Below are 13,248 nucleotides of genomic sequence, written 5' to 3' on the forward strand. Positions count from 1 at the left end.
AACTTTACGTCATCCTATCGGTTGCAGATCAATAATAAACAAAGTTTATTGTCTCGCGCGATTGAAAAAAATCAAAGCGAGTTTGCGGCTGCAACGAAATTTCAAGCATTAGGGAGCCTTCTGCACCACGTTGACAGGGGTGACTGGTTTCACCCCAACTAATAAAGCGAGTTCCCGCCACTTCCAATAACAATCTGCATCGGTAAAACCAATTTCTCTAAACCAGCGCAATTGCGTTTCTACATCAAGCAATTGATTAGACGGATCATCTGGCGAATCGCTAATACCAATTGCCTCTCGAAATTTATCATGCAAAGCGGGAGTTGCTGACGCTACGTGTTCCAAATTGCAAAAAATGCCTCCGGGCTCCAAAAGCTCGAAAATCTCGGTGTAAAGCGAACGTTTGCGATCGTCTGCTACATGATGAATCGCAAAACTAGAAACCACCGCATCAAACTTGCCCAAATCCGGCAGCGATTCGTCAAAATTGTGCTCGATAATCGTGACATTCGGGTCATCAGCAAAGCGAATTCTGGCTTTTTCCAGCATTGTCGGCGAAAAGTCGATCGCCACACATTCAACATTTGGTCGATCGCACTTAAGCAGACCCAGCAACCGCCCGTCTCCCGTGCCCACATCCAGAATTCGCTTCACATTTTTCGGCACTTCCTCCAACAAAATCGCTTCACCTTCAGTGCGGTGAGGAATTCCATCAGCTTTAGCAAGATACCACAAAGCGTGTTCCGCAGAAGTCCAAAGATTCACTTGACTCATAAATTTTTAATCCTCATAAATCTCGCCATTTTTACGAGTAAAAATCCAACCATTATCGCTAGCTTTGGCAATTAAATCATCATCGGGATATTCGGCACTATCTCCCGGAGTGCGATCGCCAATTTCCAGATAAACAACATCTGCATTGCTGCGGTTGACTAAATGATGCCCGTCTGCATCACCCGCCGGAAAACCCGCCGCCATACCCGGTTTCAGCACTTGCTCTCCCGAATTTGCAATCAGAGTAACTTCCCCTTCCAGAACATAGATTAACTCATCTTGACGAGTGTGCCAATGCCTGAGAGCAGAACAACTTCCCGGCGCAAGTCTCACCAAATTCACCCCAAAATTCTGCAACCCGGCAGCATCGCCCAATCGTTTTTTAACTCTCCCCGCAACAGCAGATTGGAATTGCTGAGGGTACTTGGAACCCGTAATTTGTGGCACATTTTTAGGATCGATAATCATAAAACATTCCTTTCACCAATTGCCCACTTTTATAAAAAAAATTAGCTATTCTAACGGTTTCAAAGTAGTAGGATTTTCCCGAATCGGTTTAATAAAACGGCTGTTAGCCCGCACAAAACAATTACCCTTATCAGTAGAAATCGGCAGCCAAGGTTTGCCCTGAGAGTCAGAAATCATAATTTGATTAGCATTATTTCCCGTCACCGCTTCCAAGCGCTGTCCCCGCCGAAAAACAGTCACCACAGGCCACTGCGAAACATTATGTTTATTTCTTTCAAACAACTCAGCAGGCGCATCCAAACCGTCTACAGAAATCGATCGAAATCTCTGAGCCATCCGGCAATTTAACCCTTTAGAATCAGAGTCAACAACCAACCAATTTACCTGCCTGTTGCCCCGCTGTCTCGCAGGTGGCACCGGATAATCACCTTGCTTGTTAGCAACGGGTATTGCTGAGGCTAAATTAGCCCCCATTCCTAAAATCCAAGTCGCTGCGAGAAAGACAATTCTAATCTCTGCTTTCATTGCTACCAAAAATCCTTTAATTCGAGCTCATCATAATTTTATATTACCTGCCACTTCCCCGTCACTTCCGCATCCCACCTCCGACAGTTCCCGCAAGCCATTAAGAATGTGTTATAAATATTGAGATTCATTAAGAAATATTGCTAAAATGCTCGTTTCCTCCTCCGGCGTCAGCAAACTCAAAGAATCTTTAAAAGAAAAAGTATTCTTTGGGAATGAGCCAACCCCCGAACTCATAGCCATCTTACTGATTTACTTCGTCCAAGGCATTCTCGGACTAGCCCGCTTAGCCGTCAGCTTCTTTCTCAAAGACGAACTAGGTATGAGTCCGGCAGAAGTTTCGGCAATGCTGGGCGTCGTAGCCCTGCCTTGGATTATCAAACCCGTGTTCGGCTTCATGTCGGACGGCTTACCGATATTCGGCTACCGCAGACGCCCTTACATCGTCCTCTCCGGGCTGCTGGGAACCTTAGCATGGGTGAGCCTCGCAACAATTGTACACACACCGCTTGCAGCTACAGGCGCGATCGCCCTGAGTTCCCTCTCCCTCGCCGTCAGTGACGTAATCGCCGACTCCCTGGTAGTCGAAAGGGCCAGAAAAGAATCCGTTACCGACGCCGGTTCCCTGCAATCCTTGTCTTGGGGCGCTGCAGCCCTCGGCGGACTAATTACCGCCTACCTCAGCGGTTCCCTGCTGCAACACTTCAGCACTCATACTATCTTTTTAATCACCGCATCTTTCCCGCTAATTGTATCAGCAACAGCTTGGTTAATTGCCGAAGAAAAAACCGACAAAAGAACCGACTTTGAAACAGTCAAAGACCAATTCAAACAACTGCGGCAAGCTGTTACCCAAAAAACAATTTGGCTGCCCACCGCCTTTCTCTTCCTCTGGCAAGCCACCCCAAGCTCAGACTCCGCCTTCTTCTTTTTCACCACCAACGAATTAGGCTTTCAACCAGAATTTCTGGGCCGAGTGCGCCTCGTTACCAGCATTGCCGCCCTCGCCGGCATCTGGCTGTTTCAACGCTTCCTCAAAACAGTTCCATTTCGAGTAATTTTTGGCTGGTCAACCGTCCTTGCGGCTACTTTGGGCATGACTACTTTATTATTAGTAACTCATGCCAACAGAGCTTTAGGAATTGACGATCAATGGTTCAGCATCGGAGACAGCCTGATCCTGACAGTAATCGGACAAATTGCTTATATGCCGGTGCTCGTACTCTCCGCCAGATTGTGTCCCCCAGGCGTGGAAGCAACTTTATTTGCCGTATTGATGTCAGTCACCAACTTAGCAGGACTTATTTCCCACGAAGGCGGCGCACTTTTGACCCACTTGCTAGGAATTACCGATCGCAATTTCGATAACCTCTGGCTGCTAATTGTTATCACAAACCTCTCCACACTTCTGCCCCTACCCTTCTTAAATTGGCTGCCCGCCGATAGTACAGAAAGCGCCGATCCAAATTCTCAAAAGTCTCTTCCCGTATTAGAACCAGAAATCGGCAGTTCCAAACCAGGCGGACAGCATTTCATGCCCGAATACTTTCCCGACTTAGTACCGACAGTAAGGTCACAAAGCCGCACCGCAGACAGCAAATAAAGGCAGGCACACACGGATTTTGACACGGATACACGGATGAATTTAACTGTGTTTCCAAATTCTCCGATTTTCCTTCTCTCTGCGCCCTCTGTGTTCTCTGCGGTTAAAAAATTCGCTCCCGTAACACCAATGCAAGACTTACAACTTTCCGCATCTCAAACCGCAGCTCAAAACGTATCATACGATCGCACAGACTGGCAGCGCGGTTACGAATCCCAACCCAACGAATCCGACTACTGGATTGACGACATAGAAGGCGAAATCCCCGCTGGCTTGCAAGGCACATTCTTTCGCAACGGGCCGGGATTATTGGATGTCAACGGCCAGCGCATCCACCACCCGTTTGACGGTGACGGGATGGTTTGTGCGATCGCAATATCCGAAGGTCGCGCCCATTTCCGCAACCGATTCATACACACAGAAGGCTATATCGCCGAACAAAAAGCCGGAAAAATCCTCCACCGAGGCGTTTTCGGCACACAGAAGCCAGGGGGCTGGCTAGCCAACATCTTTGATGTCAAAATCAAAAACATTGCCAACACCAACATCATTTATTGGGGCGACAAACTGCTAGCACTTTGGGAAGCCGCACAGCCCTACAGACTCGACCCCCGCACCCTAGAAACACTCGGCTTAGACACTCTAGACGGCATTTTACAACCCGGTGAAGCCTTCGCCGCCCACCCCAGAATTGAAAAAGGGAAAAATGGCAAAGGAGACAGATTAGTAAACTTTTCGGTCAAGCCCGGTTTGTCGAGTACCATCACGATTTACGAACTCGACGAAAGCGGCAAACTTTTGCAGCGTCACGCCCACGCAATACCGGGTTTTGCCTTCCTGCACGACATGGTAATTACCCCGAATTACTGCATATTCTTCCAAAATCCCGTCAGCTTCAATCCGCTGCTTTTCGTGTTAGGATTTCGGAGTGCATCCCAGTGCATTCAATTTTCGCCAAACAAGCCAACGCAAGCAATTTTAATTCCCCGCAACGGCACTGACGAGGTAAAGATATTAGAAACCGAACCTTGTTTTGTCTTCCACCACTGCAACGCCTGGGAAGAAGGAGACGAAGTTTTTGTTGACTCAGTTTGTTACGAATCATTTCCCACAGTAGAAGCGGACGGCGATTTTCGCGAGGTTGATTTTGAGAGCGTCCCCGCAGGCGAATTGTGGCGGTTTAAGTTAAATTTGCAAGACAAAACCGTGCAGCATCAAGTTGTTGAAACTCGGTGCTGCGAGTTTCCGACTCTGCATCCCAATAATGTCGGACAGCCTTACCGATATCTTTATATCGGTGCTGCTGATGCTCCCACGGGAAATGCTCCTTTGCAAGCTATCCTCAAAATTGATTTCGTGACTGGTGAAAGGCACATTTGGAGTGCGGCACCACGCGGTTTTGCGGGGGAACCGGTGTTTGTTACCCGTCCCGATGCTGTTGCGGAGGATGACGGCTGGCTGCTGGTTTTAATGTATGATGCAGCTAATCATCGATCGACCTTAGTGATTTTAGATGCTCGCGACATCACCAAAGGCCCGGTAGCGCGCTTGCATTTAAAACAGCACATTCCCTACGGTTTGCACGGAAGTTTCACACCAAATGTACTGCTTCCTATCGGTTCGTAGTTGCCCGTTGATTCGCCTGGTTCTTGCGCCGATGAGCGCCACAGCCCGCCGGGGGTTTAAACCCCCGGCTCACAGCGAAAGTCCTCTAAAAGAGGACTAAAACCAAGATTTATTATCGATCGAGTTTCTTTAGTCGGTTTCAACCGACTTTAGCTATGAGCCAGGGGTTTAAACCCCTGGCGGACTGCTGGGAGTGCTAACAACTATTCAAGATGTAAAATATCATAATAAATGCAAATTATCAACATATTTAATTTTAAAAAAATATTTATTTTAATTGGCACTTTCCTCGCAATTTTCGCAATCATCTTATCTATTTACTCTCACAATGCTAACGCTCAAGAGCCTTATAATCTATCTCCAGAAAGCACTGTAGCGTCCAAAGGCTTGGTTGAGGTCAAAATGACATTAATAGCCGTTGATCCCATTAAAAACGAATTAGAAGCCCGCTTGCAGTTTGAACTAAAAGGTATCTATAAAAAAGGGCCAACTTACCCAGCTCAAGACTTGTTAATGACAGTTAACGGCGCAAATGTACCGGATTCGGAAATTACCTTTAAAGAAGGTAAACCGATGATTGTCCCTGCATTGAAGTTTAACTTAGTCAAAGGAAAAATTAACAATTACCCGTTTGATAGGCACATTGCTAAAGTAGCTATTTCGATTGACCCGCTGCCTTCGATTGGGAAAAAGTTTGCTCCCTTTGAACTGAATCCCGTGCCGCTGGAATTTAAGTTTAATGCCGATGTTCCCGGTTTCGACATCAGCTATAAGCCGATGGAAGAGAATTCATCTATCTTTATTTATATCGATGTTTCTGCAACTCGATCGCTGCCGGTGAAATTCTTTGCGTTAGTGATAATTGTGATCATGTGGGTGCTGTCAATTATGGCGCTTTTGCTAGCATTGAAAGTGATGAAATCAGGCAAGTTGCCGGAAGTGGGAATGTTGAGTTGGACTGCTGTCATGCTGTTTGCTTTTCCCGCGATTCGCAACGCTCAACCGGGGGTGCCTCCCGTGGGAACTGCCAGCGATTTCCTTTCCTTTTTTTGGACGGAAATTATAGTTGTGGTGGCGTTGGTGATTATCGGTAGCTGTTGGTTAAAGCGGTATCATCCGCCGATTGAATGATTTTAGATTTTAGATTTTATATTGGAATAATTTACCCCCGATATAAATCAGGGGGCTTGTAGCTTTGATACTTTCAATTAACAGCCAACAGTCAACTGTTAACTAAATTCAAAGATTCAATTTTTGACTTCCAAATTCTCAATATCCTTTGCGGGTACGCCCAAACCGCGCAAGATAGTAAAAGCCATAATTCGATATCCCGATTGATTGGGGTGCACTCCATCTGCAGCCAACAAATTCAGAGTCTTGCCCGCGTGCTTTTGATACGTGCCGATAACTTCCCGAAAAGGCGTATTCAAATCAATAAACAAGCACTGATTCTCTAACGCAATTTCTCGCATCGCGGCAACATACTGTTGCAACCTGCGATTTTCTGGGCCGTCGATACTTTCCCCTATCAGAGTAGGAGAAAGCAGTACAACTCGAATTCCTGCGGCTTTTGCGGCCAGCACCATTTGAGTTATTTTCTCCCGATATTCTGCCACTTGCACTCCCGCGGACCAGTTGCCTTCCGGATAAAACTGATTGTTTGGGAAGTCTATGAAAGCGTTCCAAACGTCGTTGACTCCGACATTAATCATCACTAAACCTGGCTTTTGGTCGATCGCATCTTTCTGGAAGCGCGCTTGCATATCAGTCGATTTGTTACCGCCGATCCCGGCGTTGATGATTTCGATTTTGCGATCGGGATAAAGGGCATTCAGATAGCGTTCCAGCAGCCAAACGTAACCTCCGGGGTATTTCCCCGCCTCGGTGATGCTGTCGCCCACTATCACAATTTTGCGCTTGCCAGTGAGCAAGTTCTGGATTTCTGGTGCCGGCGTTGCTTGGGATACGGATTCTTTAAACACTGGAATTAAGGAGTGAGGAAGGTTGAAGGCGATAACAGCAGCAATTACGGCAATGGCAAGTCTAATTAAAAATTGCCTCAGCCGGGGTTTGGGACGGGGCGATAGCGCATTGGGAGACATTACGCAGATTCCTATTAAAACTCTAACTATTTATGTCTGCAATAATATTATCCATTGCAGGGGTTTTTGTCACTTATTTCAATAACTCAGTCATGGACTAACAAAAACCTGGTTTGGACGCCACATCCTAAGTTATAAGCCTTAAGGCAGAAACCTGGTTGTTGACCCCGCCTGCGTAAGTTGTACAGGTGAAATCACTGAGGTTTTTGTTGCCCCGATCAGTCCGTGTAATTCCCATCACAAAAAAGTTCGCCCAATGTCACATGATTTCTGCTACTTACGGCACAACTTGAGCAGGTGTTCGCAGTTTATAATATTATTGATTAGTTCAGGAAACAACTTTTCATGCGAGGTTAAAGCAATGGTAGCAAATTCAAATTTTTTATATCCTCAAAATCGCTATTACGGTGAGGTAAAACCAGAGAATTTGGTATTTAATGCGAATTTACAAGAGTTTTCTCAGCGAGTGGGTTACATCAGTTCCTTGACATCTAACGGTAAAATCTCTGTGGAACAGGCATTTACTCAGATCCAAACACTGTGGGAACAGGTGGAAAAGTCGAAAAAGCAGTTGGGAATTGGCGAAAATCCATTTTCAGCTTGAATAATTAGCGGTTGGCTTGGAAGTTGAGTTACGCGCCATTGATGCCGATCGATTAATCCACAGCTTAAGATGAAAAATGAAAAAGTAGCTAGTGGCGCTCGACCTTTTTGCCTATGAGTTCCGATTTAGTACCCCTCCTTCCCAAAGTATCCGTCGGCCGCCGCGCCGCGGCCCTCTGCATCGACGGAATCGCAGTTTGGCTGCCCAGTTTGCTTCTGGGCAATAATGCGATCGTCCAAACCATATTTTTTGTCCTGCTGTGGCTGATCATGCGCGTAGCCATCGTCAGGAAAAACCAAGGTCAAAGTCTGGGGCGCTGGGCCTTGGACATGAAAATTGCCGATACCAGATTCCACCGGACTCCCGGAGTGCAAGAACTCTGCAAGCGCGAAGCCTTACTGGGCTTTTGCGCCGCCTTAGCCTTCGCAGGTATAGGTGGACTCACATCTACCAACGCCGCCGTCTTGCTGCTGATGCTGCCCCTGGCGATCGACTGTAGCGTTGCCCTCACCTCCGCCGAAAGATTTCCCCAAGCTTTCCACGATCGCATCGGCGGGACGATCGTCGTCGGAACCCGCCGTGGCTACTCCCTCGACATCAAAGTTAGAAGATTGCTTGACCAAGTGCAGAGCAATGTGAGAAGATAATAAATTGTGTTTAAATTAGTCGAAATTTATTTAGAATTATGGCTAAAGGCGTCCGCATCATAATTACTCTAGAGTGTACTGAGTGCCGTACAAACGTAAGCAAACGCTCAAAAGGCGTGTCTCGGTACACCACCACCAAGAACCGTCGCAACACGACGGCGCGGCTGGAACTCAAAAAGTTCTGCCCCCATTGCAACAGCCACACTGCCCACAAAGAGATCAAGTAGTGATTAGTCATTAGTCCTTAGTCATCAGTCATCAGTTGTTGGCAATTGATATTGAGCCGCGAAAAGCAAATAACTAACCAATGCTTTCCTAACGGCTAGCAACTAACGGCTAATAACTAAAAACTCACAATCAACAGTCAACAAACAACAGTCAACAAACAACAAACCATGACTTATTTTCGCCGGCGCGTTTCGCCCATCAAACCAGGAGACCCGATCGACTACAAAGATGTCGATTTGCTCAAAAAATACGTCACAGAACGCGGTAAAATTTTGCCCCGCCGGATTACCGGTTTGACAGCAAAACAGCAGCGAGACCTGACCAGAAGCATCAAAAGAGCAAGAATTGTAGCTTTGATGCCCTTCGTAAACCAAGAAGGTTAACAGGATTTGGGATTTTGGGTTTTAGATTTTGGACTGGGAATAAGACTTGCGCGAAAAAAACGTCTTTCTGTAATTAGTAGTGCAGCAAGAATGCAGCGAAATAATCGCGAAATAGGGTTAAGAGTCGCCGCAGCGCAAGTCTTAATCACAAGTCAAAAGTTAAAAAAAAAGCAAGAAGAAAAAACAACTTTTTAGATTTTAACTTTCACAATTGACCAGAAAAATTGCCAATATCCAAAATCTAAAATCGCAAGCTCGAAACTCGATAAGTGGCTACTGTAAAAATCCAAAATCTCAAATATAAAGCTGGCAAGTGGAGAAGGGAACGTTAGTAGAATTTAGAGTGCACGGCGACCGCCGTCTGGCAGTTGCCGATCGCCCCGACGGCAAGAAAAACTGGGTAGTGGTAGACGAAAACGGTCAACCGCACAGCATACCGCCCAAACAAATCACCTACGAAGTAGTCGGAGAAACATACAAACCCTCCGACATTCCCAAATTTCTCAAAGAAGTAGAAGCCTACTCAGATCCGTCGAGTTTGGAAGTCGCTTGGGAACTTTTAGTCGGTGACGGAGAAACAGCAGATCCCGAATCCCTGGCAAAGCTGTTATTTTCTCAGAGTAGTCCCGCCCAGTGTTACGCGGCTTACTGTTTGCTATCAACAGACAAACTGTATTTCAAACAAAAGGGCGATCGCTACGAACCGCGACCCGCCGCCCAAGTAGCCGAAATTAAACACCAGCAAGAAGTAGAACAGCAGCGACACCAAGAATCCCAAGGATTTTGGGATCGAGTCAAACAGCGGCTGGCAGGGGAAAATGTAGATTGGGAAAATAGCGATCGAACTCGCCTCGACGCCCTAGAACGCTTTGCCCTCCTCGGAGAAGAAGCAACGCACCGCACCCCAGCCTTAGAAACTTTAGCCAGCTTACAACGATCCGAAAACCCTGAAGCAGCATTTGGTCTCCTAGTCGATCTCGGCCTCTGGAGTACCCACGAAAACCTGTTTTTGCGGCGCAGCCAAATTCCCCTACAATTCTCCGCAAAGGTATTAGAAGTGGCCCAACGCTGCCTAGAAAATCCCCCAACAGACTCCGACACAAATCGTCTCGATTTAACTCACCTCAAGGTTTACACGATCGACGACGAAAGCACCACCGAAATCGACGACGGCCTCAGCTTAGAATTCCTCGAAAACGGCCAGCAGCGGATCTGGATACACATCGCCGATCCCACCCGCTTGCTTTCCCCCGGAGACGAACTCGACCTCGAAGCCAGAAAGCGCACCACTACGGTTTACCTGCCCACGGGAATGATCTCCATGTTTCCCCCAGCTTTGGCAACCGGGCCAATGAGTTTAATTCAAGGCAAAGAGTGCAGCGCGCTCAGCTTCAGCGTCACCTTAGACGAAATCGGCGCGGCTTTAGATTACAGCATCCACATCAGCACCATAAAACCCACCTACCGCTTGACCTACGATGATGTAGACGAAATGCTGGAGTTGGGAATCGAAGCAGAACCGGAAATAGCAGCGATCGCCTCTGCGGCCAAACTGCGCCAAAAATGGCGGGAAGCCCAAGGCGCAATCAGCATTTTCATGCCCGAATCCGTCATCAAAGTCAACGGCGACGACATCAAAATCCACGTCATCGACGACTCCACAGCCCGGATGCTAGTAGCCGAAATGATGATTTTAGCAGGCGAACTAGCCGCCCGCTACGGTCAAGCTCACAGCCTGCCCATACCCTACCGCTATCAGCCACAGCCCGAACTCCCTCCCGATGAAGAACTGCTGGCCGTACCTGCAGGCCCCGCCCGCGCTTGCGCCGTGCGCCGCTGTATGCCCCGCAGCGAAATGGGCCTCACCCCCGGACGCCACGCCGGCTTGGGTTTGGAATTATACACTCAAGTTACTTCCCCGATCCGTCGCTATACCGACTTGCTGACTCACTTCCAAATCAAAGCCCACCTGCGGGGCGAACCACTACCTTTTTCCGCTGAAGAAATACAGGATATTGTGATGTGTCTCGGCACCGCAGTTAAAGAAGCATCCACTGTCGAACGCCAAACTAACCGCTATTGGGGATTGGAATATTTGCGGCGCAACCCCGATGAAGTTTGGGAAGCTTTAATGCTGCGCTGGCTGAGGGAAGACAGCAATCTCGGATTGATTTTATTGGAAGATTTGGGTTTAGAATTGGCAATGCGATTTGGTCGATCGGTCGCAATAGGCGATCGACTAGAAGTCAAAGTCACACACTGCGATCCGCGATCGGATGTCATTAACTTCCAGGAAATGATATTTGAAGCCGCACAATAGGATTTTAGATTTTAGATTTTAGATTGCAAAAAGCTGTGGTGAAGGCTGAAACTGAGGATAAATCTCGTTTTTAGTGGAGTTTCTGACCCCCTCGCATCCCCCTTGTCAAGGGTAGGGGGGTAAAAAAGATGATGGTTTCATATCTAGTCCTGTAAAATAATCCTAATTCTGGTCAAGGCTAGTTCACCCCCGATCTGTAATATAAGCCAGAAATCCCCTAAACCCGCCCCGACCAAAATATTGGGGTCGATCGACTGGACGTGATATTCAATCCAAGACGGGTAATACTTTTGACGTTAAATTGACACGCTTTGCTATCTCCTCTCTTCCTCCGTGTCCTCTGTGTCCTCTGCGGTTAATAAAAAAACTTCAGCATCATAAAAATTGGAAAATTTTACCGCAGCCTAGTAATCTAAAATCTAAAATCTAAAATTTAAAATCGCAAAATGCCCAATTCAATTAGCCAAGTTCAGCCGCCGCTGGAATTTATACCCCCAGCCTACAACCCGCTAGTGATGCAAGGTTGTAAGCAAATACTCCCCTGGTGGCTGCGATTTCGGACGAGTATCAGCCACGTTCAAGCCGAAAACGTCGAAACCCTCGCCGAACTATTCCACCAATTTCAAAATCAGAAAGTTCGCTTCTTGCTAGCCTTCCGCCATCCCAACTCAGACGATCCCTACTGTTTGGGACAACTAATTTGGAAACTCGTTCCCCAGGCAGCGCGCGCCAAAGGCATTCCCTTGCAATTCCCCGTACATTCCCACTTTATCTACGATCGCGGCATTCCCCTGTGGGCCGGTGCGGGAGTCGGCTGGTTGTATTCCCAACTCGGTGGCACTCCGATTGTTCGCGGTAAAATCGATCGCGTCGGATTGCGATCGGCCCGCAATTTATTTGCCAACAGCCAATTCCCGATCGCCGCCGCCCCAGAAGGCGCTACCAACGGTCACAATGAAATAGTTAGCCCCCTCGAACCGGGAATTGCTCAAATGGGCTTCTGGTGCCTGGAAGATTTGGTGAAAGCCGGACGCACTGAAAAAGTTTTAATTGTGCCGATCGGCATTCAATACCGCTATATCAACCCACCTTGGCAACCCCTAGAAAAACTTTTAACTCAATTAGAAATTGATTGCGGACTGCCACCATTAGATCGCACCGACATCGAAAATTTAAAGACTGCAAATTCCGATTCCGAAAACCACAATCACAAATTCCAATATCTGCGCCTGATTCGACTTGGCAGCCATTTGCTAGCAGTAATGGAAGAATTTTACAGCCGTTTTTATCATAAAACTTTACTGCCTGAAACATCTATTTTGACATCATTATCGCTACCAGAAAAAACGGGAAATGATTCGGGCAATGAAGTAATGATGGCTCGACTGAAAGCTTTGTTAGACGTGGGTTTGCAAGTAGCAGAAGAATATTTTAACTTAAAGCCCAAAGGCAGTTTAATAGACCGCTGCCGCCGTCTGGAACAAGCAGGCTGGGAGTATATTTATCGAGAAGATATCAAAGATATTGCAGCACTTTCTCCCTTAGAAAGAGGATTAGCCGATCGCCTCGCTGAAGAAGCAAGTCTTCGGATGTGGCACATGAGACTTGTAGAAAGTTTCGTGTCCGTCACGGGCAGGTACGTCGAAGAACAACTGACAGCAGAACGTTTGGCAGAAACAACTTTACTGCTGTGGGACGTACTGGCTCGCATCAAAGGGGGAAATCCTTTCGGTCGCCCCAAGTTGGGCAAACAGCAAGTACAAATGACCGTGGGCGAACCCATATCAGTGAGCGATCGTTGGGATCGATATCAAACCAGCCGCAGGTTAGCAGTTGCCGAACTCACTCAAGACTTGCAATCAGCTTTAGAAGCAATGATTAAATCTTAATTACTCAGATAAACAAGAGCTTTTAGGGAAGAAGGAATATATATGTTTATTCACTACGTTTTTTTTGGTGAATTATAAA

Annotated in this window: 13 protein-coding genes; 9 read left to right on the forward strand and 4 right to left on the reverse strand. The window is 47.1% G+C overall.

Annotated elements, in window-relative coordinates; all coding sequences use genetic code 11:
- Nucleotides 1–108: 108 nt before the first annotated feature.
- Genes QUA34_RS21940 through QUA34_RS21950 form a run of 3 tightly spaced genes read right to left on the reverse strand, consistent with a single transcriptional unit; the run spans nt 109 to nt 1,767 of the window.
- Nucleotides 109–774, reverse strand: a complete 666-nt coding sequence (locus QUA34_RS21940) for a class I SAM-dependent methyltransferase (RefSeq protein WP_333322707.1) — start codon at nt 772–774, stop codon at nt 109–111.
- A gap of 6 nt (nt 775–780) precedes the next feature.
- On the reverse strand, nt 781–1,242 hold the full coding sequence (locus QUA34_RS21945) for a cupin domain-containing protein (RefSeq protein ID WP_333322708.1): 462 nt from the start codon (nt 1,240–1,242) through the stop codon (nt 781–783).
- 45 nt (nt 1,243–1,287) lie between these two features.
- Complete coding sequence (locus QUA34_RS21950; protein WP_333322709.1) at nt 1,288–1,767, reverse strand: hypothetical protein; 480 nt, start codon at nt 1,765–1,767, stop codon at nt 1,288–1,290.
- Nucleotides 1,768–1,915: 148 nt separating this feature from the next.
- On the opposite strand from QUA34_RS21950, the gene QUA34_RS21955 reads away from it, so the two are divergent.
- From QUA34_RS21955 to QUA34_RS21965, 3 genes are all read left to right on the forward strand, one after another.
- Nucleotides 1,916–3,370 carry a folate/biopterin family MFS transporter gene (locus tag QUA34_RS21955; RefSeq protein WP_333322710.1) on the forward strand — a complete coding sequence of 485 codons (1,455 nt, stop codon included), beginning with the start codon at nt 1,916–1,918 and terminating at the stop codon, nt 3,368–3,370.
- Between the two features lie 129 nt (nt 3,371–3,499).
- Complete coding sequence (locus QUA34_RS21960) at nt 3,500–4,996, forward strand: carotenoid oxygenase family protein (RefSeq protein ID WP_333322711.1); 1,497 nt, start codon at nt 3,500–3,502, stop codon at nt 4,994–4,996.
- A gap of 231 nt (nt 4,997–5,227) precedes the next feature.
- Nucleotides 5,228–6,127 carry a DUF4436 family protein gene (locus tag QUA34_RS21965; protein WP_333389226.1) on the forward strand — a complete coding sequence of 300 codons (900 nt, stop codon included), beginning with the start codon at nt 5,228–5,230 and terminating at the stop codon, nt 6,125–6,127.
- Nucleotides 6,128–6,243: 116 nt separating this feature from the next.
- Here QUA34_RS21965 and QUA34_RS21970 read toward each other — a convergent pair whose 3' ends face one another.
- The gene (locus QUA34_RS21970; RefSeq protein ID WP_333389227.1) at nt 6,244–7,098 is read right to left on the reverse strand and encodes an SGNH/GDSL hydrolase family protein; all 855 of its coding nucleotides are present in this window, start codon (nt 7,096–7,098) and stop codon (nt 6,244–6,246) included.
- Nucleotides 7,099–7,459: 361 nt separating this feature from the next.
- Between QUA34_RS21970 and QUA34_RS21975 the strand changes: the two genes are divergently transcribed.
- The 6 genes from QUA34_RS21975 (at nt 7,460) to QUA34_RS22000 (ending at nt 13,169) form a co-directional block, all read left to right on the forward strand.
- Nucleotides 7,460–7,702 carry a DUF7219 family protein gene (locus QUA34_RS21975; protein ID WP_190658612.1) on the forward strand — a complete coding sequence of 81 codons (243 nt, stop codon included), beginning with the start codon at nt 7,460–7,462 and terminating at the stop codon, nt 7,700–7,702.
- A 113-nt stretch (nt 7,703–7,815) separates the two neighbouring features.
- Nucleotides 7,816–8,349, forward strand: a complete 534-nt coding sequence (locus tag QUA34_RS21980) for an RDD family protein (RefSeq protein WP_333081785.1) — start codon at nt 7,816–7,818, stop codon at nt 8,347–8,349.
- A 38-nt stretch (nt 8,350–8,387) separates the two neighbouring features.
- Entirely contained in the window at nt 8,388–8,576 is a 189-nt protein-coding gene (gene rpmG, locus QUA34_RS21985) for a 50S ribosomal protein L33 (RefSeq protein ID WP_006631376.1), read from the forward strand.
- A 168-nt stretch (nt 8,577–8,744) separates the two neighbouring features.
- On the forward strand, nt 8,745–8,960 hold the full coding sequence (gene rpsR / locus QUA34_RS21990; protein WP_006631377.1) for a 30S ribosomal protein S18: 216 nt from the start codon (nt 8,745–8,747) through the stop codon (nt 8,958–8,960).
- Between the two features lie 313 nt (nt 8,961–9,273).
- Entirely contained in the window at nt 9,274–11,280 is a 2,007-nt protein-coding gene (locus tag QUA34_RS21995) for a ribonuclease R family protein (RefSeq protein WP_333389228.1), read from the forward strand.
- 446 nt (nt 11,281–11,726) lie between these two features.
- Nucleotides 11,727–13,169: a 1-acyl-sn-glycerol-3-phosphate acyltransferase gene (locus tag QUA34_RS22000; RefSeq protein ID WP_333322715.1), complete on the forward strand. Its 1,443-nt coding sequence runs from the start codon at nt 11,727–11,729 to the stop codon at nt 13,167–13,169.
- The last annotated feature ends 79 nt before the right edge of the window (nt 13,170–13,248 follow it).

This window comes from Microcoleus sp. POL10_C6 (assembly GCF_036701585.1).
Lineage (GTDB): Bacteria > Cyanobacteriota > Cyanobacteriia > Cyanobacteriales > Microcoleaceae > Microcoleus.